Annotated in this window: 22 protein-coding genes, 1 rRNA gene and 1 pseudogene; 12 read left to right on the plus strand and 12 right to left on the minus strand. The window is 33.3% G+C overall.

What is annotated here, in order from left to right:
- Nucleotides 1–14 precede the first annotated feature (14 nt).
- Nucleotides 15–124, plus strand: a 5S ribosomal RNA gene (rrf, locus tag GTZ96_RS05615).
- 117 nt (nt 125–241) lie between these two features.
- Nucleotides 242–1,579 carry an MATE family efflux transporter gene (locus tag GTZ96_RS05620; RefSeq protein WP_161641743.1) on the plus strand — a complete coding sequence of 446 codons (1,338 nt, stop codon included), beginning with the start codon at nt 242–244 and terminating at the stop codon, nt 1,577–1,579.
- Nucleotides 1,580–1,757: 178 nt separating this feature from the next.
- Here the strand turns inward: GTZ96_RS05620 and GTZ96_RS18275 are convergent.
- Both GTZ96_RS18275 and GTZ96_RS05630 read right to left on the minus strand, forming a co-directional pair.
- Nucleotides 1,758–2,729: pseudogene (locus tag GTZ96_RS18275) on the minus strand (family 43 glycosylhydrolase).
- A 117-nt stretch (nt 2,730–2,846) separates the two neighbouring features.
- Entirely contained in the window at nt 2,847–3,326 is a 480-nt protein-coding gene (locus GTZ96_RS05630; RefSeq protein ID WP_207720152.1) for a DUF6265 family protein, read from the minus strand.
- Nucleotides 3,327–3,476: 150 nt separating this feature from the next.
- On the opposite strand from GTZ96_RS05630, the gene GTZ96_RS05635 reads away from it, so the two are divergent.
- The 3 genes from GTZ96_RS05635 to GTZ96_RS05645 all read left to right on the plus strand — a co-directional run bounded on the left by GTZ96_RS05635 (nt 3,477) and on the right by GTZ96_RS05645 (nt 8,188).
- Nucleotides 3,477–4,637, plus strand: coding sequence for an MFS transporter (locus tag GTZ96_RS05635; protein ID WP_161641745.1), 1,161 nt, complete (start codon nt 3,477–3,479; stop codon nt 4,635–4,637).
- 185 nt (nt 4,638–4,822) lie between these two features.
- Nucleotides 4,823–5,899 carry a peptide chain release factor 1 gene (gene prfA / locus GTZ96_RS05640; protein ID WP_161641747.1) on the plus strand — a complete coding sequence of 359 codons (1,077 nt, stop codon included), beginning with the start codon at nt 4,823–4,825 and terminating at the stop codon, nt 5,897–5,899.
- Between the two features lie 135 nt (nt 5,900–6,034).
- The gene (locus GTZ96_RS05645) at nt 6,035–8,188 is read left to right on the plus strand and encodes a DUF5723 family protein (RefSeq protein ID WP_235972870.1); all 2,154 of its coding nucleotides are present in this window, start codon (nt 6,035–6,037) and stop codon (nt 8,186–8,188) included.
- A gap of 113 nt (nt 8,189–8,301) precedes the next feature.
- Here GTZ96_RS05645 and GTZ96_RS05650 read toward each other — a convergent pair whose 3' ends face one another.
- The 7 genes from GTZ96_RS05650 to GTZ96_RS05680 form a co-directional block, all read right to left on the minus strand.
- Nucleotides 8,302–8,838: a hypothetical protein gene (locus tag GTZ96_RS05650; protein ID WP_161641751.1), complete on the minus strand. Its 537-nt coding sequence runs from the start codon at nt 8,836–8,838 to the stop codon at nt 8,302–8,304.
- Between the two features lie 62 nt (nt 8,839–8,900).
- Entirely contained in the window at nt 8,901–9,167 is a 267-nt protein-coding gene (locus tag GTZ96_RS05655) for a YtxH domain-containing protein (RefSeq protein ID WP_161641753.1), read from the minus strand.
- A gap of 26 nt (nt 9,168–9,193) precedes the next feature.
- The gene (locus GTZ96_RS05660) at nt 9,194–9,346 is read right to left on the minus strand and encodes a lmo0937 family membrane protein (RefSeq protein WP_161641755.1); all 153 of its coding nucleotides are present in this window, start codon (nt 9,344–9,346) and stop codon (nt 9,194–9,196) included.
- Between the two features lie 199 nt (nt 9,347–9,545).
- Nucleotides 9,546–10,076 carry a hypothetical protein gene (locus GTZ96_RS05665; RefSeq protein ID WP_161641757.1) on the minus strand — a complete coding sequence of 177 codons (531 nt, stop codon included), beginning with the start codon at nt 10,074–10,076 and terminating at the stop codon, nt 9,546–9,548.
- A gap of 83 nt (nt 10,077–10,159) precedes the next feature.
- Complete coding sequence (locus GTZ96_RS05670; protein ID WP_161641759.1) at nt 10,160–11,791, minus strand: sensor histidine kinase; 1,632 nt, start codon at nt 11,789–11,791, stop codon at nt 10,160–10,162.
- 137 nt (nt 11,792–11,928) lie between these two features.
- Nucleotides 11,929–12,375, minus strand: a complete 447-nt coding sequence (locus tag GTZ96_RS05675; RefSeq protein WP_161641761.1) for a response regulator — start codon at nt 12,373–12,375, stop codon at nt 11,929–11,931.
- A 15-nt stretch (nt 12,376–12,390) separates the two neighbouring features.
- Nucleotides 12,391–12,954 (minus strand): helix-turn-helix domain-containing protein, encoded by a 564-nt coding sequence (locus GTZ96_RS05680; protein ID WP_161641763.1) that lies wholly within the window; start codon nt 12,952–12,954, stop codon nt 12,391–12,393.
- Between the two features lie 175 nt (nt 12,955–13,129).
- Between GTZ96_RS05680 and pyrF the strand changes: the two genes are divergently transcribed.
- Nucleotides 13,130–13,948, plus strand: coding sequence for an orotidine-5'-phosphate decarboxylase (gene pyrF, locus GTZ96_RS05685; protein WP_161641765.1), 819 nt, complete (start codon nt 13,130–13,132; stop codon nt 13,946–13,948).
- Between the two features lie 137 nt (nt 13,949–14,085).
- Nucleotides 14,086–14,892: a helical backbone metal receptor gene (locus tag GTZ96_RS05690; protein WP_161641767.1), complete on the plus strand. Its 807-nt coding sequence runs from the start codon at nt 14,086–14,088 to the stop codon at nt 14,890–14,892.
- On the opposite strand, the gene GTZ96_RS05695 is transcribed toward GTZ96_RS05690, so the two are convergent.
- The 3 genes from GTZ96_RS05695 to GTZ96_RS05705 form a co-directional block, all read right to left on the minus strand.
- Nucleotides 14,887–15,027: a hypothetical protein gene (locus GTZ96_RS05695; RefSeq protein ID WP_181033148.1), complete on the minus strand. Its 141-nt coding sequence runs from the start codon at nt 15,025–15,027 to the stop codon at nt 14,887–14,889. The genes GTZ96_RS05690 and GTZ96_RS05695 overlap by 6 nt on opposite strands.
- A 414-nt stretch (nt 15,028–15,441) precedes the next feature.
- Complete coding sequence (gene purU / locus GTZ96_RS05700; protein WP_161641769.1) at nt 15,442–16,296, minus strand: formyltetrahydrofolate deformylase; 855 nt, start codon at nt 16,294–16,296, stop codon at nt 15,442–15,444.
- A 167-nt stretch (nt 16,297–16,463) separates the two neighbouring features.
- Nucleotides 16,464–17,171: a DUF4197 domain-containing protein gene (locus GTZ96_RS05705; RefSeq protein WP_161641771.1), complete on the minus strand. Its 708-nt coding sequence runs from the start codon at nt 17,169–17,171 to the stop codon at nt 16,464–16,466.
- A 133-nt stretch (nt 17,172–17,304) separates the two neighbouring features.
- Between GTZ96_RS05705 and GTZ96_RS05710 the strand changes: the two genes are divergently transcribed.
- The 5 genes from GTZ96_RS05710 to GTZ96_RS05730 all read left to right on the plus strand — a co-directional run bounded on the left by GTZ96_RS05710 (nt 17,305) and on the right by GTZ96_RS05730 (nt 24,968).
- Nucleotides 17,305–17,958 (plus strand): VOC family protein, encoded by a 654-nt coding sequence (locus GTZ96_RS05710; protein ID WP_161641773.1) that lies wholly within the window; start codon nt 17,305–17,307, stop codon nt 17,956–17,958.
- A gap of 11 nt (nt 17,959–17,969) precedes the next feature.
- Nucleotides 17,970–21,416: a methylmalonyl-CoA mutase family protein gene (locus GTZ96_RS05715; protein WP_161641775.1), complete on the plus strand. Its 3,447-nt coding sequence runs from the start codon at nt 17,970–17,972 to the stop codon at nt 21,414–21,416.
- 122 nt (nt 21,417–21,538) lie between these two features.
- Nucleotides 21,539–22,498 (plus strand): ion channel, encoded by a 960-nt coding sequence (locus GTZ96_RS05720; RefSeq protein ID WP_161641777.1) that lies wholly within the window; start codon nt 21,539–21,541, stop codon nt 22,496–22,498.
- A gap of 69 nt (nt 22,499–22,567) precedes the next feature.
- Nucleotides 22,568–23,464, plus strand: a complete 897-nt coding sequence (locus tag GTZ96_RS05725) for a MerR family transcriptional regulator (protein WP_161641779.1) — start codon at nt 22,568–22,570, stop codon at nt 23,462–23,464.
- A gap of 34 nt (nt 23,465–23,498) precedes the next feature.
- Nucleotides 23,499–24,968, plus strand: coding sequence for a phytoene desaturase family protein (locus GTZ96_RS05730; protein ID WP_161641781.1), 1,470 nt, complete (start codon nt 23,499–23,501; stop codon nt 24,966–24,968).
- Nucleotides 24,969–24,970: the final 2 nt, after the last annotated feature.

Below are 24,970 nucleotides of genomic sequence, written 5' to 3' on the forward strand. Positions count from 1 at the left end.
AGTAACAACGACCTTAAGGTGGTTATTGCGGCGGGGCTCACCTCTTCCCATCCCGAACAGAGTAGTTAAGCCCGCCTGCGCAGATGGTACTGCAGTTTTGTGGGAGAGTATGTCGTCGCCTTTCTTTAATCTGAAGTTATTTCAGATTCTAAAACCCTGTTTCTAACGAAACGGGGTTTTTTGTTTTATATCCTTATTTTTATTGTATTATTTTTGTAGTTGACTAATTATTTAGCGTAAAATGGATAAAGAAAAGCTTGTAAATATGACTCGTGGACCTATTGTGCCACAAATTATTCATTTTACTCTACCATTAATAATTGGTAATTTTTTTGTATTGACCTATAATGCAGCTGATTCTATTATTGTAGGGCGTTTTGTAGGTGCAAATGCTTTAGCTGCTTTAGGAGCAGCGAGTCCTGTTATGAATGTTCTTCTTTTTTTGATTATTGGAATTTGTTTAGGAATGTCCGTATTGATGGGGCGTTTTTTTGGAGAAGGAAACTTGGTTCAGCTTAAAAAAGTAATTTCTACTTCTTTAATTTCAGGAGGTGTTTTTACGTTTGTTTTAGTTGTTTTTGGTTTTTTTTCTTCTCGATTGATTCTCTCGCTTTTAAATACACCTCTTGAAATTCTAGATGATGCTACTACTTATCTCCAAATCATTTTTATAGGTTTTATTTTTACATTTATTTATAATATTTATGCTTCTACTTTAAGAAGTATGGGGAATTCTAAGGCTTCTCTTTATTTTTTGATGGCTTCTGCGGTGCTTAATATAGTTTTGGATCTTCTTTTTGTAGTAGTATGGAAAAAAGGAGTTGCTGGTGCAGCTTGGTCGACGGTTATTGCTGAAGCTATTGCTGCTTTATTATGTGTTTTTTATGTTAGATTCAATATTCCTATTTTAAAATTTTGCAGGAAAGATTTTGTGTTTGATCGTGATTTGTTTCGCATAATTTTCAGTTATAGTTCGGTTACGGCTATGCAACAAATTACGTTACATCTGGGGAAGTTTTTAATTCAAGGAGCAGTAAATCCTTTAGGTGTTATTTCTGTAGCAGCTTTTAATGCAGTAGGCAGAATTGATGATTTTGTGATGATTATACAACAGAATATTGCTCATGGAACAACAGGTTTTTTAACCCAGAATAAAGGTAAAGGAAATATTAAACGGATTAGAAAAGGATTTTTGACGGGAGTTAAAATTGAAGTTATTTATACTTTAACAGTAACCTTAATAATTGTGTTGTTTTCAAGACAATTAGTAACTTTATTTATGGGTAAAGGAGGTTTAGAGGTAGTTGATAAAGGAGAAGAATATCTTAAAGTAATGGTTTTACTCTATTTGTTACCAGCTATTACTAATGTTATTCAGGGGTATTTTCGTGGATTAGGAAAGATGAAAATTACACTGAATTCCACTTTTGTTCAAATGTTAGGAAGGGTAATTTCTGCTTATTTTTTGGCTCCTTATTTCGGTGTTAAAGGGATTGCTTTCGCTTGTTTGGTGGGTTGGATTTGTATGTTATCGTATGAATATCCTTTGTTTTATAAGACTTGGAAAGAAAATAAGTAGTTATTATGTTCTCGTGCTTGCGTTAGGGGGTGAAGCGGATAGCCCACAGTCCCGTCTCGTCTTTTGGGACGAGACGGGACGAGGACTTGTAGCGGAAAACCCGACCTCGTTGCGGAACAAAATAGAATATTTTACGGAAAAGTGCTGCAACGAGGTAACGCCATAATAAATGATATTGTTATTTAAATGTGTTTCCAACTCCTAAATCAGTTCGGGTGATTTTTTGGATAGTACCGTCTTCGTTAAAATATAGGTTTTCAGCACATGTTTTACGTTGCTTTTCTCCGCATTCTGATTTGGTTTCTAACCATCTATGATAAAATAAAACCCATTTTCCTTTGAATTCTACAATGGAGTGATGGTTGTTACTAGCGCCCTCTTCGTCCATAATAACGCCTTGGTATTTCCAAGGTCCTTTAGGAGATTTAGCGGTATAATAAGTTAGAATTCTGTTTTCTTCAGGCATGGTATAATAATAAATTCCGTTTCTCTTGAAAACCCAAGGTCATTCTCTTTTAGGTTTATAACCACCCATGTCCATTTTATACATATCGCCTTTTACACTGAGTAAATCGTCATTCATTTCGGCAACTAAATAATCGCCACCGCCATTAAAATAGATATAACCTTTGCCGTCATCATCTATAAAAAGGCAAGGATCATTGGCATAAGGAGTTGTCCATAAGGGTTTGCCAATAGCATCTTTGAAAGGCCCTGTAGGAGAATCGCTGACAGCAATACCAATTCCCATCCATTTGGTGCTGTTTTTTGGGTTTACTCGATCTTTGAACCCTTTTCCAACTGGAAAACAGAAATAATATTTACCATTTTTATAAGCACAGTCTGGAGCCCAGGCAAAATTGTCTGCCCAACTAAGGTCTTTAACCGAAAAAATGGCTCCGTGGTCAGTCCAATTCACTAAATCAGTGGATGAAAAGGCGTGCCAGTCTTTCATAAAAAAATCAGTTTGACATTCTTCGTCATGTGAGGTATAAACATACATTTTGCCATCTTTCCATACGTGTGCGGAAGGATCGGCAGTGAGTATTTTACTGCCAAAATTAAGTGGATTTTGAGCATGACTATTACTGATGCTTAATATAGAAAAGAGTAGCATTGCTAAAATTGATAATCCTGTTTTTTTATTCATGTTTTGAGGTTGGTTTTGGTTTATAGAGTAATTTAGGTAAGTGTAAATATAAAGTATTTATAACCAAAAAAACCTTGCTTTATTTAAGCAAGGCTTGTAGAATGAACTTATTTTGATTTATTTGATTTTGACCAAAGTATATTTTTCAGAACTAGGTTTTCCAAATTGCATTCCTGAAATTTGAGTAACTAAACTAGTATTTGCTGTTTTTTTATAGCTAATCTTTTGAGGATAATCATTTTTTGGGTTTTCAAAAACGAGTTCAGTTTCAATGTCTTCTTTTAGTTGAAAACGGATGGGTTTATCCTCGTTTTGTCCCAGTATAGTTGTAGTGTAAGTTAGAGTTTCTCCTTTTTGTTGTAGAATAATAGATTCGTTATGAATGGTGTCTTTGTCTTTTATAAAAAGTGATTTGGCTTTAAATGTGCTGTCGTTTACTTTTTCCCAGTTTTCAGAAAGCGTACCAAGATTGGTTTTGTTTTCCCAATTTCCGATAAGCCAATCCGCTTTTTTAATCAGATCTTTTTCGGCAGTAGCATTTTTTTGACAAGCCGAAGCAATCAAGAGTATTGATAGTAATGAAGCTATTTTTTGCATAATTAAATTGAATTGATTTTGGATCAAATTCAGAGCAAAATTAGTAAAAATACTAATAGATTTTCAAGAATGTTATTTAGGGATTTTTAACATTCTTTACCCATTTAAAAGACTTATTTTTGCACTCCAAATTGAAAGGAACACAAATCAATGATTTCAGACTATTTTAATAATTTACGTCAATCGCCTAAGGGCTATAGATTAGCAACTACTATATTTTTCTTCATTTCTGGTTTTGGCTATTCGTCATGGGCCTCTCGAATTCCTGCGATTAAGGCTCAATTGCATTTATCGGAAGCAGAATTCGGAGCTGTTTTATTTGCTTTTCCAATTGGTTTAATATTAACGATGCCTTTTACTGGACGGATTTTAAATCTATTTAGCAGCCGTTATTGTATGTTATTAGGAGCTATTTTGTTTAATGTGGTTTTAGCATTACCAGGTTTTGCAGCATTTGTATGGCAGTTGGTTCTTATTCTTTTAATTTTTGGTGGTTCACGTAATATTTTGAATTTGTCGATGAATGCACAAGCATTAGAAGTACAACGATTGTATCCCAAATCGATTATGACAACTTTTCACGCTATTTGGAGTTTGGCTGGGTTTGGAGGTGCTGGTTTGGGTTATATTATGGTAACACAACATATTGACCCGTCGTATCATTTATTGGGAATTAGTGTTGCTATGCTGGCGGTGACAGCTTGTTTTTATCCATTAACGATAGAGACTGAACCTTTAAAAGAGCAAAAGAAGTTTTTTTCGATGCCAGATAAAACCTTATTGAAATTTGCTATTATTTGTTTTGTGTCGATGGCTTGCGAGAATACGATGTATGATTGGAGTGGAATTTATTTTCAGAATGTATTACATGCTTCTCAGAAGATAACAACAGCTGCCTTTGTTTTCTTTATGACTGCGGTTACTTTAGGACGTTTTTGTGGGGATTATGGAGTGATGCGTTTTGGAATTAAAAAAATATTGTTTTACAGTGCTGTAATGATTAGTGTCGGATTTTTAATTTGTTTTCTTTTACCGTTTATTATTCCAACGATTATAGGTTTTGTATTGATTGGCATTGGAGTTTCTTGTACTGTTCCGTTGGTATTTAGTATTGCAGGGAGTTCAAAAAGTTTGAGTAGCGGTTCGGCATTGACTTCCATATCGACTATTGGTTATCTTGGTTTTTTAGTAGTTCCACCAATGGTTGGTTTTATTTCGGAAGCTTTGAGTATGAAATGGGCTTTTTTAATTATGGCTCTTTTAGGTGGAATTATGATTTATATGGTGAATCAAATTTCGGAAGAGAATTGATGTAGCCAAAACAGATTCCTAGCCCTGATGGAAGCGGCATCCTTTTTCTTGTCTCGTTCTTAAAACGAGACAAGAAAAAGATAGAGCAGACAGCGGGAAATAGCTCCTAAAAAAATCTGAAATATGGATTCTTAAATGTGCAATCTTTTTTGTATTTTTGCACTCCAATTATAAGGACTACAACTATGTTAGACAGACTTCAAATAGTGAAACAACGTTTTGACGAGATTTCGGATTTAATCATCCAACCGGATGTGATTTCGGATCAAAAGCGTTATGTGCAGTTGAATAAAGAGTATAAAGATCTAAAGGCTTTGGCTGGAAAGAGAGATGAATATGTTCTTTTAATGGCAAATATTGAAGAGGCAAACGAAATTATTTCGGATGGAAGTGATGCAGATATGACCGAAATGGCGAAGATGCAACTGGATGAAGCGAAACAAAGATTACCAGAACTGGAGGAAGAAATTAAATTCATGTTGATTCCTAAAGATCCTGAAGATGCTAAGAATGTAATGGTGGAGGTTCGTGCTGGTACTGGTGGTGATGAAGCGAGTATTTTTGCAGGAGATTTGTTTAGAATGTATACTAAATATTGTGAAAGTCGTGGTTGGAGAACTTCGGTTGTGGATATGAACGAGGGGACTTCAGGAGGATTTAAAGAGGTAATTTTTGAGGTTACAGGAGAAGATGTTTATGGAACTTTGAAGTTTGAAGCGGGAGTTCACCGTGTACAACGTGTTCCTCAAACAGAAACACAAGGACGTGTTCATACATCGGCAGCGACAGTTATGGTTTTGCCAGAAGCAGAGGAGTTTGATGTTCAGATTGATATGAATGATGTGCGTGTGGATTTCTTTTGTTCGTCAGGACCTGGAGGACAATCGGTAAATACAACGAAATCTGCTGTACGTTTAACACACATTCCTACCGGATTAGTGGCGCAATGTCAAGATCAGAAATCGCAACATAAGAATAAAGATAAGGCTTTAGGCGTATTGCGTTCTCGTTTATACGAACAAGAATTAGCTAAAAAAGAAGCAGAAGATGCATCTAAACGTACGTCGCAAGTGAGTTCTGGAGACCGTTCGGCAAAAATTAGAACTTATAATTATGCTCAAGGTCGTGTAACTGACCATAGAATTGGATTGACTTTATACGATTTAGGAAATATCATGAATGGTGATATTCAGAAAATTGTAGATGAGTTACAGTTAGTTAACAATACAGAAAAACTAAAAGAAGCCAGCGAAGTTTTCTAATCGTTAATTAAAGGTCATTTGTTAAGAAAAACATAAAGCTTTTAATGATATTAATAAGAAAAAGCACTTAATTTGCGTTATCAAATTAAGTGCTTTTTTTTTGGCCCCCAATTTATTAACTAAATGATATTAATTATGAAAAAGAGAATTTTTCTTTCGTTGTTTGCTTTTGCAAGTTTTTGCTCGGCAAACGCCCAATCTTATTTAGGATATATTCCTGATAATTATGCTGGTGTTCAAGGTGTTTTGTATAATCCTGCATCTATAGCTGATTCTCGTTTTAAAGCAGATATTAATTTGTTCTCCATAAGTTCCTCTGTTGGAAATGATTTGTATGGAGTAAAGATTTTTGATGTTTTTAAAAGCGGATATGATTTTGATTTAGAAGCTAAAAAGAATTTTAGTAATGCCAATAATGCTGTATTCAATACAGATATAATGGGGCCATCGTTTATGTTTAATATTGCTCCTAAGCATACATTAGCTGTGTATACAAGAGCTAGAGCAGTACTTAATGTAATTGATGTAAACGGAAAAGTAATTAATGATATAACTAAAGATAACTCTACAAGTTTTCCTTCTGCTACAGTAGGAAGTGCAAACGCTGTAGGTAATTCATGGGGTGAGTTAGGTCTTTCGTATGCTGCAGTTTTATACCAAAAAGGGCAACATTTCTTAAAAGGGGGTATTACTGCTAAATATTTACAAGGAGTTGCTAATTACCATTTGCAAGCTACTGGAGTTACAATGGCATACAATGAAAATCTAATTTTACCACAAAATAGCACCTATACTACTACTGGTTCAGTTGTTTATGGTTCAAGTCAGGATTTTGCAGCTAATTCAGATTTAGATATTGATTCAAAATCAAAAGGTTTTGGAGTAGATTTAGGATTAGTTTACGAATGGAGACCTGAATATACTGCTGATAGAGCCGATATCAATGATTTAAAAGAAGTAAATAAATACAAACTGCGTTTTGGTTTCTCTGTTACCGATTTAGGTTCTATGAAATATGATAAAGGTGTGCGAAATAATTATAATTTGAATAAGACAATTACTCAAGCTAATTATGATAGTGCAGACAACTTTGATGAATTTTTGAAAAACAATTACCCTAATACTGTAGTAAATGGTAATGTAAAATCATATTTACCAACGGCTTTACATGCTGATGTAGACTGGAATATTCATAATAAATTCTATTTGAATACCAATGTTGATTTAGGTGTAGTAAGCAAAACAAAATTAAACCAAAACAGTATTGCTAACCGTGTGAGTATAACTCCTCGTTACGAATCAAAATGGTTTAGCGCTTATGTACCATTCTCTTATATGGATTACAGTAAACAGGCTCAAGTAGGTTTGGGGTTAAGAACAGGAGTGTTTTTTATTGGATCTGGTTCAATCATTTCAAATTTTGTTTCAAAAAGTTCAAGAGCAGCTGATATTCACTTAGGGATGAAAATTCCAATTTATCAAAAAAAGGCTAAAGATCAAGATGGAGACGGAATTTTGGATAAAGATGATGAATGTCCGGAAGTTGCCGGTCCTGTTGAAAATAAAGGATGTCCATGGGGAGATAAAGACAACGATGGTATATTAGATAAAGACGACAAATGTCCAGATGTTGCAGGTCCTGCAGCAAATAATGGATGTCCATGGGGAGACAAAGACAAAGATGGTGTTTTAGACAAGGATGATAAATGTCCAGATGTTGCTGGTCCAGCTGAAAATGCAGGTTGTCCATGGGAAGACCAAGATAACGATGGTGTTTTAGATAAAGATGACAAATGTCCTACTGTTGCAGGTCCAAAAGAAAACGCAGGTTGTCCTTGGTTAGATACTGATGGCGATGGTGTTTTAGATAAGGATGATAAATGTCCTAAAGTAAAAGGAACTCTTGCTAATGAAGGTTGTCCGGAAGTAACTAAAGAAGTAATTAAAAAATTAAATGATTACTCTAAATCTGTTTTATTTGATTCTTCTAAAGCTACAATTAAAGCAGAATCAAACAGTAAATTAGAAGAAATTGTAAAAGTAATGAACGAATACAATAATGCTAATTTTAAATTAGAAGGACATACTGATAGTACAGGTAGCGCAGCTAAAAATCTTCAGTTATCAAAAGATAGAGCTGCTGCAGTTAAAAATTATTTGATTGTTAAAGGTATTAGTGCTGACAGACTTTCATCTGAAGGTTATGGTATTACTAAGCCAATTGCTTCTAATAAAACAGTAGCAGGAAGAGCTGAAAACCGTAGAGTAGAAATTATTCTAGTAAAATAATTCAGTTATTTGAGATAAAAAAAATGAGACTTTCGGGTCTCATTTTTTGTTTAAAGTAATATTTAGAAAAAAGCTTCCTCTTTCAAATGAAGAGAGGAAGCTTTTTTGTTGTTTTAAAGTTTAAATCCGTAAGCAAGTCGCAAAGCAATTTGACCTAATCCGTTATCGGGAGTGTTGTTTTTCAATGTTGGGAAATCAGGCAGGTATTCATAGCGTACGCTTACATCTATGTATTTTGTGGCATAACCAATACTAGGGCTTAATAACAAAGAGGTTTTGTTGTAACTATTAGTTACTGGAAAAGCAGCACCAGCTTCTCCCATCAAATAGAATTTGTCTTTTAAAACAAAAGCTTTAAAACCTAGTTTGGCAGGGATATATCCTAAATCGTTATCGTCTCCAGTCACAAAAAGGTTATTAAATCCAGTGGTTGCGGTAAGAGAATATCTTTTTGATAAATCATATTGTAAACGAACATCGCCTCCTACATTTAAATTATAAGGGTCTTCAAAAGGATATCCAACTGATGCACCAATTCCCAGTTTAAATTTTTGTTCGTAGGTATTACTAGAGATATCTTGAGCCGTAACTTTTGTTGTACCTAAAATTACTAAAGCCAGTATTGCTAAAATCTTGATTGCATTTTTCATAATTATCGTATTTTGGGGTCTACTTTTTTTTTGAAAATGATTACCGTTTAGAATGAAATAACCTAATTTCTCGTAGTTATTTCATTTTCTATTTTTGATTTTCCATTGTAAAGAAATTCATGAGCATTATGAGAAACCGATTCGTATTTCTTATCTATTTTTTGAATCAGCTTGTCAAAGTCTTCTTTCATGTGGTCTTTGAATTCTCTTGATTTGTCTTTAATTTTTCTTCTGGTTTTTCTTCCACTTTGAGGTGCAAATAAAATGCCTAAGGCGGCTCCTGTTACTAATCCACCAATTAATCCTAATACTACTTTGTTCGTTTTCATGATTGTATTTATTTAAAGGTTATTAATTAAAGTTGTTTTCCACTAATAATTCGCATGATTACAGCAATGATTGCAATTATCAATAAGATGTGTATCAGGCTTCCAATGCTGTAAATGAAAAATCCTAAAGCCCAAAATATTACTAATAATATGGCCGCTAGATAGAGTATATTTCCCATGATTATATTTTTTAGAGTTTGAAATCAATGGATTTGGGAGTAGTTTTGATGCTACATTACAAAGTTGCAACATATTTATATTAAATGTGTTACATGATATTTTGATACTTTTATACAATTTCCATTTTAGTTTATGGATACAAAAAAACACCTTGAGAAAGGTGTTTTGTTAATTTTTAAGTTATATGTAAAAGAAAGTTTATTCTTGTAATTTTAGTTCTGTTTGAATAACGGATATGTTATTTTGAATGTTTGTAATGCTTTCTGTGGCTAATACTTTCAAAGCAATATTTTGATTAGTTGTAACTATATTTTTGTAATATTCTAATTCGGCAAGGAGTAAATCAGTGGTTTTTTTTAAATACAAATAGGTATTGGCTTCACTTATAAAAATTTTTAAAGGCTTAGTATCGTATAGCGTATTGGGAATGATGATGAAGTTATCTTTTGCAATTTTTTTGATTTTGTTTTTTAGTTCTATATGATCGTTTTCGATTTTTTGAAAAACAGTACTACTACTGTTTTCCATTTCTCTTTCTCTTGCTTTTTGCGTAATGGCAACTACCTTAAGATTCGATTCGGCAATTTCAATCAGGACTTGTGCATCTATTTTAGTGTTTGTAATACTTTTTTCTGTCTTAATTTTTTTCTCACAGGATGTCACAGTCAAGCAACTGATGGAAAACAGTATAAAGAATAAAATAGCTTTATTACTTTTTATAGTGCTCATTAGGTTTGTTTTATGCGAAATTAAATAAAATAACATCGGTTTTGTTATATGATTTTTTAATAATATTATATAATTGCAATTGGTTAAACGGGTAAATAAATTTCAAATACAGCTCCTTCATTGGGTTTTCCTTTTGCAAAAATGTAGCCTTTATGGTTTTCGACAATTTTTTTGCAAATAGCCAGTCCAACTCCAGTTCCAGGATATTCCTTTTTGCCGTGTAATCTGTTGAATAGCAGGAATATTTTTTCCGCATATTCCTGTTCAAATCCAAGTCCGTTGTCTTTGAAACTAATTTTCACATATTCTTTTTTCGAATCGTCTTTTAATTTAGGTACTTTAAATGCTTTTACTTTTTTAGAAGTAATGTTGACAATTGCCGTTTCATCGGTTTTTGAATATTTTAATGAATTGCTTATGATATTAATAAAGAGTTGCTCTAGTTGAAACTGGATTCCCTGAACGTGATGCAATTTTTCAAAATTAATAACTGCTTTTTTCTCGGCTATATTTTCCGAAAGTTCACTTATAGCGTTTGTGACAACATGGTTTAAATCGATATTTTCGAATGTTTTTTCAGAACGATTGGTTCTGGAATATTGCAACAAATCATCAATTAAAATGCGCATTCGGTTAGAGGCTTCCTGAATTTTTTCGAAATAGCCTTTAGCTGATTCAGATAAGCAATCTTTCTCTTTGTCTTCAATGCGGGAGATAAAAGTTTGAATTTTTCTAAGTGGTTCTTGTAAATCATGACTGGCTACATGATTGAACTCCATCAATTCTTTATTATTTTGTTCTAATTCTTTGTTTCGCAGTTCAATTAACTGGGTTTTATTGTAATCTTCGGTAATATCCTGAGTGGTACCAATCATGTTTTTATTCCCCAGTTTATCTATAAAAATTTTAGCAGTAGTCCTAAAATGGCGAATTTCGAGCGTGTTTTTTTTAATTATTCGATAACGAATCAGTGGAAAGCTTTCTTTTTCTCCTATTTGCTGAAAAGCATCGATAAGAATTTCTTTGTCGTCAGGGTGAATGTTATCTAATAAATTTTCTAAAGTAGGATGGAATGATTGCGGTTTGCAGCCCAGTAAACGAAATTTATTGTCAGAATAACTAAAGGTTTTGTCTTTGATATTTAATAGCCAACTACCGTATTTTCCAAGTATTTCGGCCTGTTTACTCGATTCGTCAAATATTTTTAATCTGATATTTTGATTGATCAGATCGTTGTAGTTTTTAATAATTCGCGTGTAGCCTAAGCCTAAAATCAAAATTGAAATTAAGAAGGTTGAAAATACAATTAAGGGTGTATTTGAATTATTGTATTTATAGAGTTTGTCTTTTGAACTCAATAATTTGTTTTCGGTACTGAGCATGTTATTGACCTGAGTTCTTAAGGAATCCATGATAATTTTTCCATTTCTAAAATCATCATTAAATTCTTTTTTGCTGGAGAAATTGTTTTTAAAATATGAAAAACGTTTGTCTACTAAATCATAAACTTTTTTTAGCTGTTCCTGTTTTATGGAGTCCGATTTTATGGTAGTATTTAATATCTGAAAAGTGTTGTTTACGTTTTTTCGCGCGTTGATAAAAGGCTCTAAATAAAGCGAATCATTTGTAATAACGTAACCACGATGACCGGTTTCGGCATCTTTTATGTATGAAATGAGCTGACCTAATTCGATAGAAATTTCATAGGTGTTCATTATCGAATCACTTATTTCATCTAATTCCTTGATGTGTCTGTAGGTTATAGACGCTAAAAAAATTAAGATAAAAAAAGCGATAAGAAAGACAGATCTTATAAATCCTATTGAATCGAATAACTTAGATTTAAACATAATTACATGCGTAATAAAAAATTATCTTTATTCAGTCCTGAAGTGATATACTGCCAGTTTAGAGTCACCACTTCGGATAAAATTTCTTTTAGTTTCCCAAAATTATTTGGCTTTTTAATATAAATATTAGCTCCTAAAACAAAGGTGTTTTCGATATCTTCCTCGGAAGAAGAAGTGGAATAAATTGCAATTACAATATCTTTAAACTTAGAATCGGCTTTGATTTCTTTTAAACATTCTATACCCGATTTTAGAGGCATATTTAAATCTAAGAAAATAATATTAGGCAAAACAGTTTCGGATGCATTAAGAAAATTCATCAGGGCAACACCATCATTTACGGTATTGACAACCGTGTTAATTTTTAATTCCTCAAAAGCATCGGTAAAAAACATTCTGTCGTCTTCGTCATCATCTGCAAGGGTAATTAAGATGAAATCTTTTTGCATAGTTGTTTCTTGAATTTAGTTTATATTTTGATTCGCAATCTCGTTGCGTTTTTTTAGTATTCTTTGAAAGGCTGAAGGCGTAATTCCCGTTATGTTTTTAAATTGGGAACTCAAATGTGCCACACTCGAGTAATTGAGTTTAAAAGCAATTTCGGTTAAGGTTAAATTATGATGGGTGATGAGTTTTTTTACGTATTCTATTTTTTGAATAATGATAAAATTTTCAATTGAAGTATAGGTTACTTCAGAAAACAGATTGGAAAGATAACCATAACTAAGATCCAGTTTTTCGGCTAAATAAACCGAACTTTTAACCGAAGGAACTTCGTCATTAAAAACCATTTCTATGATAGTTTCTTTGATTTTCTCGACGATGATGTTCTTTTGATTTTCGATAATCTCAAATCCATATTCGTTTAAGATAGAAGTTATTTTTTGATAAGTATCGGCATCAATATTTTCTAAGAATAGAATTTCATTCGTATTAATTAGATTGTATTTGATGTTGAATGCATCTAATTTCTCTTCTAAAATTTTTTTAGCAAGAAAGAGACTGTCTGTTTTTAAAAATAATTTCAAGGTGACTATTTTTAGGGTTTTAGTAAAAGTAATAAATAGCTTTATTAATTGTAATAAATTTTAAAGTTAGTTTGTTTTAATGCGCGCTCTATTATAGAATTTTCAGAGAAACTTATACAATTCTTATATTAATTACAATTGGCTTTGTAACTTTGCGCTTTATAAATAAAAATAAATGACTACACAGCAGTTAATTGAACAAATCAAGATTAAAAAATCCTTCTTATGTGTGGGATTAGATGTCGATTTAGATAAAATTCCAACGCACTTTTTAGAACAGGAAGATCCTATTTTTGAATTCAATAAGGCAATAATCGATGCAACTCACGATTTGGCTGTCGCTTATAAACCCAATACCGCTTTTTTTGAGGCTTATGGTATTAAAGGATGGATTTCTTTGCAAAAAACAATTAACTATATTAACGAAAATTATCCTGCCATTTTCACGATTGCCGATGCTAAACGTGGCGATATTGGGAATACTTCTTCGATGTATGCCAAAGCATTTTTTGAAGATTTGAACTTTGATAGTATCACTGTTGCACCTTATATGGGGAAAGATTCTGTAGAGCCTTTTTTAGCTTTCGAAGACAAGCATACTATTATGTTGGCACTTACATCTAACGAAGGTGCTTTTGATTTTCAAACGCTTGATGTTGACGGAAAAGAATTGTACAAACGCGTTTTAGAAATTTCTAAAACATGGAAGAATTCAGAAAATCTAATGTATGTTGTAGGAGCTACAAAAGCGGAGTATTTTACTGAAATTAGAAAAATTGTTCCTGATAGTTTCTTGTTAGTTCCCGGTGTTGGTGCGCAAGGAGGAAGTTTATCTGAAGTTTGTAAATACGGAATGAATGACAATGTAGGATTGTTAATTAATTCTTCAAGAGGAATTATTTATGCATCAAAAGAAGCTGATTTCGCCGAAAAAGCTAGAGCTGAGGCTTTGAAAATGCAGCAGGAAATGGCAGCAATACTGCAATCTAAATAATAAATTAGTTTATTGGAACACAGACAAAACTGATTTAACAAATTATCGCAGATTAAATTTAAATAATCCGTTGTTATCCGTTAAATCTTGGTTGTCTGTGTTTTTTTATTTCTAAAATCTAAAGTCAAAAATCTAAATTGAAACAGTACTCATTAATCGACGACATAGGAACTTTGCATACTTTTGATAAAGTGCCACAAAGGATTATTTCTTTGGTGCCTTCGCAAACGGAATTGTTAGTCGATTTAGGATTAGAATCTAACATTGTTGGAATTACTAAATTCTGTGTGCATCCAAAGGATTTACGATCTAAAAAGCAAATTGTTGGTGGAACAAAAAAGGTAGATTATGATAAGATTAAATCATTAAAGCCCGATATTGTTATTTGTAATAAAGAAGAAAACACCTTAGAAATAGTAGAAATACTTCGTACAATATGCCCAGTTTGGGTAACTGATATTGTTACAGTAGAAGATAATTTTAAGATGGTAAACGATTTTGGGAATCTATTTGATTGTGTTGCTGAAGCCGAAAATTGGAATAGAAAACTGGCTTTAGCTTTGAGCGATTTTAAAAATTTTATCCAAAATAAGTCCGTAAAAAAAGTAACTTATTTTATTTGGAAAAACCCTTACATGGTGATGGTGGCTGGTTCAGGTAATTTTATAAATGAATTGTTGCAATTAAATCATTTTGAAAATGTTTTTGCAAACCAACAAAGATATCCTGAGATTGAACTTCAAAACCTAAATGTAAATAACGATTTAGACTTTGTATTTCTGTCTTCAGAGCCTTATCCTTTTAAAGAAAAAGATGCTTTAGAAATGACATGTTTTACTAATTCCGCAAAATGTGTTTTAGTAGATGGTGAAATGTTTTCCTGGTATGGTAGCCGATTGTTAAAGGCTTTCGATTATTTTAAAGAATTACATCAAAAGTTATAATTCACATTCTTCTAAAACTAACTCTTCTTCTTGATTTTTAGTTGAAGCTGTTTTGTTTTGTTTTATGTCAGTAAGAATTTTAAATTCTTCTTGTAGTTTTTCAATTTCACTCGTCTCTTTCAAAAGTCCTTTCATAGCAGTAAATTTTTCGCAAAGTTACATTAACAGAACATTAAATTCCTAGTTTTTTATGTTAAGTTTAATATTTTGCCTGCCAATATAGTCCGTAATTTAAAAGAATAATAGCTGAAATACATCAGTAAAATTGCTGGTTTTAGGAGGTTTAGGCCATTTTTTTAGAGGTTATTAAAAAAGCTTTTACTTTTATTGCTCAATAAATAAAAATAAGAAAGCCCTTAAATAAAGAAGTGCTAGTATTCAAAAAATACTAGCACTTGTTTAACTAACCAAAACCAAATATAATAAATAACCAGTTTATTACACTGCAAAGATGCTACATAACAAAGGAAATTGTTGTTAAGGTTTTGTTATTACTTTGTTGGTTATAAGTTAAGTTTTAAACGCTTGTTTAACAAAGTTAACAGCCGTTTAAGAGAAAATAACTGTTTTGTTATTGTAAACCATAGTTTTACGTTCAGCATGCAGTTTTATGGCTCTTGCCAATACGCTGCGCTCTAAGTCACGCCCTTTTACAATAAAATCCTCTATCGAATGACTATGCGAAACTCTGGTGATATCTTGTTCAATAATTGGCCCTTCATCTAATTCTTCGGTTACATAATGACTTGTTGCGCCAATAATTTTTACTCCACGTGCAAAAGCCGAATGATAGGGTTTTGCTCCTGGAAATGCCGGTAAAAACGAATGGTGGATATTGATGATTTTGTTTTTATACAGTTCAATTAGTTTTGGAGTAATAATTTGCATGTATCGGGCCAAAACAATGAAATTAATATTGTGTTCTTTCAATAAAGCAATTTGTTGTTTTTCTCCTTCTTCTTTGATGTTTTTATTAAAAGGAATATGGAAAAATGGAATCGAAAAACGTTCGGCTACACCTTTTAAGTCTTCATGATTACTAATGATTAAAGGAATTTCCAAAGGCAATTCTCCCGCACTATAGCGTCCTAAAATATCATACAAACAGTGGTCGTATTTAGAAATAAAAAGTGCCATTCTAGGTTTGTATTCCTGGGTGTAAATTTCCCAGGACATATTGAATTTATCAGCCAGATTCGTTTGGAAATCTTTTTTTATCAATTCTAAATCCCAGTTTTGAGTACTAAATTCACATTCTAAGCGCATGAAAAACACATTTTCATTAGCATCAACGTGCTGATCCAGATAGATAATGTTTCCTTCGATAGAAGCAATATAATTAGTTACCGAGGCGATAATTCCTTTTTGATCCTCACAATGGATAAGTATCGTTATTTTTTGCATTTTATAATTATTTCATGTTTTCAATTATTTGCTAATGTTTTTTAATTGTATTACGCAAAGTGTATTGAAATCAATTTTTTATTGTAGTTGTTAAGGATTCAAAACTAAACTTATTTTTTAATAAAACAAATGCTATTTAGCTTGTTTGTTCAGGTACTTAACGCTTTTTATTTTTTGTCTTGTAAAGCAAAAACTTTTAGTAACAATGGAGATGTTCTGGCGCTGATATTAGTTCGAATATTTTTTTCTTCAACGGCTACCATTTTAAAAACACCCTTCAAGGCTTGATTAGTAACATAGTCAGTCAAGTCAGGATTTACCTTGCTTACTAACGGGATGCTATTGTATTTAGTGATGATATTTTGCCATACTTTGTCGGCGCCAACTTTAGAAAAAGAGCTTTTTATAACAGGATTAAATTTCCCGTATAAAGAAGTAGTTGTGCTGTTTTGCAGGTAGGTTGTTGCCGAACTTTCGTTGCCTAACAAAATTCCCCTTGCGTCACTAAAGGACATGTTTCTTACAGCATCTACAAAAATAGGAGTGGCTTCTTTTACCGCATCTTCAGCAGCGCGATTCAATACTTTTAATCCTTCATCGGCTAGTGAACTTAGTCCAACTCTTCTCAATCCGGTATCAACCTTTCTTAATTCTTCTGGTAATAAGATTTTTACAGCTTCGTTTTTATAAAAACCATCTGTAGCAGTTAATTTGCTTACTTGTTTTGAAATTCCATTATTCAAGGCTTCTTTTAATCCTCCCGAAATGTCAATCATACCAGTAGTTCCGGTTTGAGGCATTTGACTTAAAACCTGTTGCATTTCGGCACAACTAAATAGGCAGAAGCAGATAAAGAATAATACGATTTTTTTCATAACTTTATGTGTATTTGATTTTTGACCAAAGATACACAAACATAGTTTTGTTTTGGAAAAATGGAACAATCCTTAAATGGCTACTGCGGAAGTTCTAAATTGTATTGATAATTTGTGATTCATAGTAGAAAAAATGAAAATAATAGCACTTGAATTATTAACTGCCAATCTCGAAGAGACCGCTGCTTTTTATCATAAAAAAATGGGGTTAGCTGTTCTTTCGTTCAATAAGTCAACTGTTTCATTTGCCGCAGGTTCGACCAAACTCACTTTCAGATATTCAAAAAATACCAAGGCAGTTTATCATTTTGCTTTTGATATCCCTAATAATAAGCTTTTTGAAGCATTTGATTGGATGGAAAAAGAAGTAGAAATATTAGATGTAATTCCTCAGGAAAAAATTGCCGATTTTTATAATTGGGACGCCAAGTCTTTTTATTTCTATGATAATAATGGAAATGTTGTAGAGTTCATTGCGCGTTATTGTTTGGATAACACATCAGATGCAGCATTTGACGGTGCTTCGATAGTCTCGGTAAGCGAAATAGGTTTTGTAGCTAAAGATGTTTCGGCTTTCAGTGAGGAATTGTTTGCAAAGTATACTCTTTCGGTATTTTCGAAACAACCCAAACTCGAGAAGTTTATTGTTTTAGGAACTGATACAGGACTTTTTATTCTTTCAGCCGAAAACCGTAATTGGTATCCTACTGATACAAAATGCCAATCGTTCGGGACAAAAGTAGTTTTTGAACACAATGGAATAATTAACGAAATGGAAGTAAAATAACATTTGTACCAATGAAAGTCTATCGTCCTAAAAATAAGATAAGAATTGTAACAGCTGCGGCTCTTTTTGACGGTCATGATGTAGCAATCAATATCATGCGTAGAATTATGCAGGCCAGCGGCGTTGAAGTAATTCATTTGGGACATAATAGAAGTGCAGCCGAAATAGTAAATACGGCCATTCAGGAAGATGTTAATGCCATTGCAATTACCTCTTATCAAGGAGGACATAATGAGTTTTTTAAATACATTTTTGATTTGCTTCAGCAAAAAGGAGCAACTCACATTAAGATATTTGGCGGTGGCGGTGGTGTTATTTTGCCTTCGGAAATTGCCGAATTACAAGCTTATGGAATTACAGCAATTTATTCTCCTGATGATGGTAGAAAGATGGGATTGCAAGGAATGATTAATGATTTATTGCAACGTTGCGATGTTGTCCCCCCAGCCTCCGAAGGGGGAGTTTTACATATTACGGATAGACTATTAGAAAAAGATGTAAATACAATAGCTAGATTAATTTCGTTAGCAGAAAATAATCCTGATGAATTTCACAAAGGATTTCCTCAATCGTTGATAGCTCCCCCTTCGGGGGGTGGGGGGATTCCTGTTCTTGGAATTACAGGTACAGGAGGTGCCGGAAAATCTTCTTTGCTGGATGAGTTTGTTCGTCGTTTTTTGATTGACTTTCCAGATAAAACCATAGGAATAATTTCCGTTGATCCATCCAAACGTAAAACAGGTGGTGCCTTACTTGGCGATAGAATCCGGATGAATGCTATTGATAATTCCAGAGTTTATATGCGATCATTGGCTACCCGTGAATCTAATAGGACTTTGTCAAAATCGATTCAGGATGCTATTCAGGTTTTAAAAGCGGCACAATATGATATTATTATTGTTGAAACTTCAGGAATTGGTCAGTCTGACACTGAGATTGTAGATTATGCCGATGTGACTTTGTATGTGATGACACCGGAATTTGGAGCTGCTACCCAACTTGAAAAAATCGATATGCTTGATTTTGCCGATGTAGTGGCTATTAATAAATTTGACAAACGCGGAGCACTCGACGCATTGCGGGATGTGAAGAAACAATTCCAACGCAACCACAATCTTTGGGATGCTAATGTAGATAATCTTCCTGTTTTTGGTGTAATCGCATCGCAGTTTAACGACTCGGGAATGAATAGATTGTATCAGGCGGTTATGCGTACAATAGCCGAAAAAACTAAAGCCAATTTACATTCGACTTTTGAAACCAAATCTGAGATGAGTGAGAAAGTGTATGTGATTCCATCTCAAAGGACGCGTTATCTGTCTGAAATTGTCGAAACGATTCGGAATTATGATGAAAATGCAAAAAGCCAACAAGAAATTGCTCAAAAACTATATGGGATTTTTAAAACGTTGGAATCCTTGTCAGGGCAAAAGCCTGTTATCAGTAAAACTGGAATTGATGTTGAAACATTGCTTTCGAATGCGGTTGTTGAAAATAAGGACAATAGTATTTTTATCAATCTTTTATTGAATCAATTTGAGAAGCTAAAAAAGGATTTAGAAACACATCATTGGGAAATTATTTCAGGCTGGAATGAAAAAGTAAATAAATACAAAAATCCACTATATACTTTTAAGGTTAGAGGTAAAGAAATAAGCAGGGAAACCCACACAGAATCCTTGTCTCATATTCAAATTCCAAAAGTTATACTGCCTAAATATGAGGCTTGGGGAGATGTTTTAAAATGGTCTTTACAGGAAAACGTACCGGGAGAATTTCCCTTTACAGCGGGATTGTATCCTTTTAAAAGAGAAGGTGAAGATCCGTCCCGAATGTTTGCTGGAGAAGGTGGGCCTGAGAGAACGAATAGGCGGTTTCATTATTTGAGTTTGGGTCTTTCAGCCAAACGCTTGTCTACTGCTTTTGATAGTGTGACTTTATATGGTAATGATCCTGACATACGTCCCGATATTTATGGAAAAATAGGCAATGCAGGAGTGGCAGTTTGCTGTTTAGACGATGCTAAAAAATTATATTCCGGTTTTGATTTGCTTAACCCCATGACTTCTGTAAGCATGACTATTAATGGTCCTGCATCCATTGTATTAGGTTTTTTTATGAATGCAGCAATCGATCAACAATGCGAAATTTATATTAAAGCCAATAAGTTAGAGGAAGAGGTCGAAGAAAAAATCAATCGCATTTTTGAACAACAAGGGATTGAAAGCCCCCGTTATCAGGGTGGTTTGCCGGAAGGAAATAATGGCTTGGGATTAATGCTTCTAGGGGTAACGGGAGATGCTGTTTTACCTTGGGAGGTATATAATGAAATAAAAGCAAGGACTTTGTTGCAGCTTAGAGGAACTGTTCAGGCTGATATTTTGAAAGAAGATCAGGCACAAAACACCTGTATTTTTTCCACTGAGTTTGCCTTGCGATTGATGGGCGATGTACAAGAGTATTTCATAACTCATGATGTCCGAAATTTTTATTCGGTTTCTATTTCAGGTTACCATATTGCCGAAGCAGGAGCTAATCCAATTACACAATTGGCTTTCACCTTAGCTAATGGATTTACCTATGTAGAATATTTCTTGAATCGCGGAATGAATATTAATGATTTTGGTCCTAATTTGTCTTTTTTCTTTTCCAATGGATTGGATCCTGAATATGCGGTAATTGGCAGGGTAGCGCGCAGAATTTGGGCGAAAGCCATGAAAAATAAATACCACGCCAATGAACGTGTACAAATGTTGAAATATCACATCCAAACCTCAGGTCGTTCTCTTCATGCTCAGGAAGTTGATTTTAATGATATCCGAACTACGCTACAGGCTTTATATGCCATTTATGATAATTGTAATTCTTTGCATACCAATGCTTACGATGAAGCCATTACGACACCTACCGAAGAATCAGTGCGCAGGGCAATGGCAATACAACTCATTATTAATAAGGAATTTGGATTCACTAAAAATGAAAATCCAATGCAGGGTTCGTTTTTAATCGAAGCATTAACAGATTGGGTAGAAGCAGCTGTTCTGGAGGAATTCGAGAAAATTTCTGAGCGGGGAGGAGTTTTAGGAGCAATGGAAACCATGTATCAGCGATCTAAAATTCAGGAAGAAAGCCTGTATTATGAAAATTTAAAACATACTGGAGAACTGCCTATTATGGGAGTAAATACTTTTTTAAACGCTAAAGGTTCACCAACAATTATTCCTGCCGAAGTTATTAGGGCTACTGAGGAAGAAAAGCAATACCAAATTAAAATGTTGAGCAATTTACAGCAAGTAAATCAAAATAAAGTAAAAGAACTGCTACAGGCAATTAAACAGGCAGCCATTAATAATGAGAATTTATTTGGACATTTAATGGAAGCAACTAAAATATGTTCTTTAGGACAAATTACCTCGGCTTTGTTTGAGGTAGGAGGGCAGTATAGAAGAAATATGTAACTCCAAATAAAATTATAAATCTCCCAAGTTGGAGATTTTTTTTTAGGTCTTATATTAAAATACTACTCATTTTTTGAGTGTGTTTTACTTAAATTTACATTGAAAATTAATCAGAGAATTAAATGGCTTTTTTAAATAAAATCAACTTGCAAGCTGTATTGGATAGGAATACGGGATTTGGAACTAATGCAAATAGTTACGGAGGACGTTTTGTAAATAAAAACGGTACTGCAAATGTTGAAAAAAAAGGAATGCACTTTTTACACCGCATTAGTTGGTATCACACCATGATTGATATGCCTGCATGGAAATTCATGATGGTTATCCTTACTTTTTATGTGGGAATAAATTTGGTTTTTGCTATGGCTTATTTCGGAATTGGAATAGAACACCTTGATGGTATTCCAATGACAGCTAGTTATTGGGCTAAGTTTGGACAAGCTTATTTTTTTAGTGCGCAAACCTTTACAACCGTGGGTTATGGCCATATAAGTCCGGTTGGTTTTTTAACGAGTTTATTGGCAGCAGCCGAAGCTTTAATAGGATTGTTGAGTTTTGCAATTGCCACGGGATTGTTTTTTGGACGATTTAGTAAGCCTACTGCTTTTTTGAAATTTTCTCATAATGCGCTTATTGCTCCTTATGGAGAAAGTACAGGTTTGATGATTCGTTTGAGTCCTTTTAAAAATACCAATTTTACTGATGCTGAAGCAAAAATGACTTTAGGGATGAGCATAGAGGAGAACGGTGTGAAAGTGAATAGGTTTTTTTCTTTAAAGTTAGAACTCGAAAGAATCAATGCTTTAACGCTAAGTTGGACATTGGTACATCCCATAACCGAAGAAAGTCCTTTGTATGAGTTTGCAAAAGAAGATTTTCTGAATGTTACAGGAGAGATTTTTGTGTATATAAAAACATTTGATGATATGTTTTCTAATACTGTAGCCACTCGAACTTCTTATACTTTTGATGAGGTGGTTTATGGAGCTAAGTTTGTACCAATGTATCAAAGAAGTGACGATAATACTAAAACTATTTTGGATTTGGACAAACTAAATCAATATGAAGAATGTGTTATATAATATGTTCTTGATTTCTTAATGGGTTTTTGTTATAAAAACGTATATTTGTTTAATCATATGTTTGAATAGATGAACAATATAAAAAATGTTTTTAGTATAAAAGACCTTGAAAATCTTTCAGGAATAAAGGCGCATACCATTCGTATTTGGGAAAAAAGATATCAGGTTCTAGAACCCATGCGTACTGATACTAATATAAGATTGTATGATTTAGTTAGTTTGCAAAAATTGTTAAACATTACTTTTTTACATGAGTATGGTTATAAGATTTCTAAAATTGCGACTTATTCAGAGAGTGAAATTCAAACACTTGTAAAGCAAATTATATCTTCCAAAAATGCTAAAAATCACGCTATTAACGCTTTTAAAATGGCGATGATGAATTTTGATCAGCAGCTTTTTTTAAATACTTATAACTGGTTAGCAGAAGAGAAATCATTTAAAGAAATTTTTCATCAGGTGTTCATACCGCTTTTAGATGAAATTGGTTTGTTGTGGCAAACTGACACGATTTCGCCAGCTCATGAGCATTTTATCAGTTATTTGCTAAGGCAAAAAATCATTTTAAATTCAGAAAAACTACAGTTTTTACAACCAACAAAACTAGATAAGGTTTTTGTGTTGTCACTTCCTTTGAACGAAATTCATGAATTGGGATTAATGTACATGCACTATGAAATACTTTTAAAAGGATATAGAAGTATTTATTTAGGAGAAAGTATGCCTATCCATAATTTAAAAGATTTAAAAAAACATTTTAGTTCTATTGTGTATGTTTCTTGTTTCACAGTGAAACCGGATAGAGATGAAGTCAATGAATATGTTCAGGAAATGGTAAATGAATTGTTAGATGATACTACCGAACTATGGTTGACAGGAAGGTTAGTTCCTCATATTAAAACGGAATCACTTTTAAGTAAAGTAGCTGTTTTTAGTTCAATAGCAGAATTAACATCAAGGCTGTAATTTTGTTTAGTAATTTTGTATATTTGTTAAACAAATGAAAAGAAAAATTACAATCATAGGTTCTGGGTTTTCAGCATTGTCTGCGGCTTGTTATTTGGCAAAAAGCGGACACGACGTTTTGGTTTTTGAGAAAAACGAAACCATAGGAGGCAGGGCAAGACAATTCAAAAAAGACGGTTTTACATTCGATATGGGGCCAAGTTGGTATTGGATGCCCGATGTTTTTCAGCGATTTTTTGCCGATTTTGGAAAGAAAACAAGCGATTATTATGAGCTTATAAAATTGTCACCAGCTTATCGTGTGTATTTTGGAGTGAATGAATTCATTGCTATAGCAGATAATTTAGACGAAATTGTGTCAACATTTGAAGCTATCGAAAAAGGAAGTGGTAAAGTGCTTAGAGAATTTATAGCCGAAGCCAAAAGTAACTATGATATCGCAATTAAAGATTTAGTGTATCGTCCGGGAGTTTCTCCATTAGAATTAGTGACAGTAGAAACGACTAAAAAGATTGGACAATTTTTTAGCAATATCAGTCGGGATGTTCGAAAGAAATTCAAGAATGAACGATTAATTCAAATATTAGAATTTCCCGTTTTGTTCCTTGGAGCCAAACCATCTGATACACCTTCGTTCTATAGTTTTATGAATTATGCCGACTTTGGATTGGGGACCTGGCATCCCAAAACAGGAATGTTTGATGTGGTTCGTGCCATGGAAAGTTTAGCAACAGAATTAGGAGTTCAGTTTTTTGTCAATTCGAATATCGAAAAAATAATTGTCGAAAATAAAACTGCCAAAGCCATTGTTGTCAATGGAGAAAGAATTGAATCTGATTTGGTTTTAAGTGGTGCCGATTACCATCATTCCGAAACTTTATTGGATAAGGAACACAGAATGTATTCGGAACAATATTGGGAATCTCGTGTTTTTGCACCTTCGTCATTGCTGTTTTATGTAGGTTTTAATAAAAAGATTGAAAACATTTCGCATCACGCTTTGTTTTTTGATACTGATTTTTACCAACATGCAAAAGACATTTATGACGAGCCACAATGGCCTCAAGAGCCTTTGTTTTATGCTAATTTCCCATCACTGACCGATAAAACGGCTGCGCCTGAGGGAATGGAATCGGGGTTTTTCTTAGTGCCACTAGCGCCTGGAATTAATGACTCCGAAGTATTAAGAGAACAATATTTCAACAAAATAATACAGCGTTTTGAAACCATTACGCAACAAAATATTAAAGAACATATTTTATTTAAGCAATCCTTTTGCAAGAACGATTTTGTAGAGAAATACAATTCATATAAAGGAAATGCTTACGGAATGGCAAATACTTTATTACAAACTGCTTTTTTAAGGCCAAAACTAAAAAGCAAAAAAGTTCGTAATTTATATTTTACAGGACAATTAACTGTCCCGGGACCTGGAGTTCCTCCTGCATTGATCTCTGGAAAGTTAGTATCCAATTTGATAGACAAACAATTTCTAAAAGTATAGTT

It is taken from the genome of Flavobacterium undicola (assembly GCF_009909155.2).
GTDB lineage: Bacteria > Bacteroidota > Bacteroidia > Flavobacteriales > Flavobacteriaceae > Flavobacterium > Flavobacterium undicola.

What these genes read in the sequence shown, in the direction of transcription:
- purU (WP_161641769.1), bottom strand. Translation starts at nt 16,296, where the DNA reads ATGCAAAAAATAACGATACTTATCCATTGTGAGGATCAAAAAGGAATT.
- pyrF (WP_161641765.1), top strand. Translation starts at nt 13,130, where the DNA reads ATGACTACACAGCAGTTAATTGAACAAATCAAGATTAAAAAATCCTTC.
- GTZ96_RS05720 (WP_161641777.1), top strand. Translation starts at nt 21,539, where the DNA reads ATGGCTTTTTTAAATAAAATCAACTTGCAAGCTGTATTGGATAGGAAT.
- GTZ96_RS05645 (WP_235972870.1), top strand. Translation starts at nt 6,035, where the DNA reads ATGAAAAAGAGAATTTTTCTTTCGTTGTTTGCTTTTGCAAGTTTTTGC.
- GTZ96_RS05710 (WP_161641773.1), top strand. Translation starts at nt 17,305, where the DNA reads ATGAAAATAATAGCACTTGAATTATTAACTGCCAATCTCGAAGAGACC.
- GTZ96_RS05635 (WP_161641745.1), top strand. Translation starts at nt 3,477, where the DNA reads ATGATTTCAGACTATTTTAATAATTTACGTCAATCGCCTAAGGGCTAT.
- GTZ96_RS05730 (WP_161641781.1), top strand. Translation starts at nt 23,499, where the DNA reads ATGAAAAGAAAAATTACAATCATAGGTTCTGGGTTTTCAGCATTGTCT.
- prfA (WP_161641747.1), top strand. Translation starts at nt 4,823, where the DNA reads ATGTTAGACAGACTTCAAATAGTGAAACAACGTTTTGACGAGATTTCG.
- GTZ96_RS05650 (WP_161641751.1), bottom strand. Translation starts at nt 8,838, where the DNA reads ATGAAAAATGCAATCAAGATTTTAGCAATACTGGCTTTAGTAATTTTA.
- GTZ96_RS05630 (WP_207720152.1), bottom strand. Translation starts at nt 3,326, where the DNA reads ATGCAAAAAATAGCTTCATTACTATCAATACTCTTGATTGCTTCGGCT.
- GTZ96_RS05620 (WP_161641743.1), top strand. Translation starts at nt 242, where the DNA reads ATGGATAAAGAAAAGCTTGTAAATATGACTCGTGGACCTATTGTGCCA.
- GTZ96_RS05670 (WP_161641759.1), bottom strand. Translation starts at nt 11,791, where the DNA reads ATGAACACCTATGAAATTTCTATCGAATTAGGTCAGCTCATTTCATAC.
- GTZ96_RS05655 (WP_161641753.1), bottom strand. Translation starts at nt 9,167, where the DNA reads ATGAAAACGAACAAAGTAGTATTAGGATTAATTGGTGGATTAGTAACA.
- GTZ96_RS05715 (WP_161641775.1), top strand. Translation starts at nt 17,970, where the DNA reads ATGAAAGTCTATCGTCCTAAAAATAAGATAAGAATTGTAACAGCTGCG.
- GTZ96_RS05660 (WP_161641755.1), bottom strand. Translation starts at nt 9,346, where the DNA reads ATGGGAAATATACTCTATCTAGCGGCCATATTATTAGTAATATTTTGG.
- GTZ96_RS05695 (WP_181033148.1), bottom strand. Translation starts at nt 15,027, where the DNA reads ATGAAAGGACTTTTGAAAGAGACGAGTGAAATTGAAAAACTACAAGAA.
- GTZ96_RS05725 (WP_161641779.1), top strand. Translation starts at nt 22,568, where the DNA reads ATGAACAATATAAAAAATGTTTTTAGTATAAAAGACCTTGAAAATCTT.
- GTZ96_RS05675 (WP_161641761.1), bottom strand. Translation starts at nt 12,375, where the DNA reads ATGCAAAAAGATTTCATCTTAATTACCCTTGCAGATGATGACGAAGAC.
- GTZ96_RS05665 (WP_161641757.1), bottom strand. Translation starts at nt 10,076, where the DNA reads ATGAGCACTATAAAAAGTAATAAAGCTATTTTATTCTTTATACTGTTT.
- GTZ96_RS05705 (WP_161641771.1), bottom strand. Translation starts at nt 17,171, where the DNA reads ATGAAAAAAATCGTATTATTCTTTATCTGCTTCTGCCTATTTAGTTGT.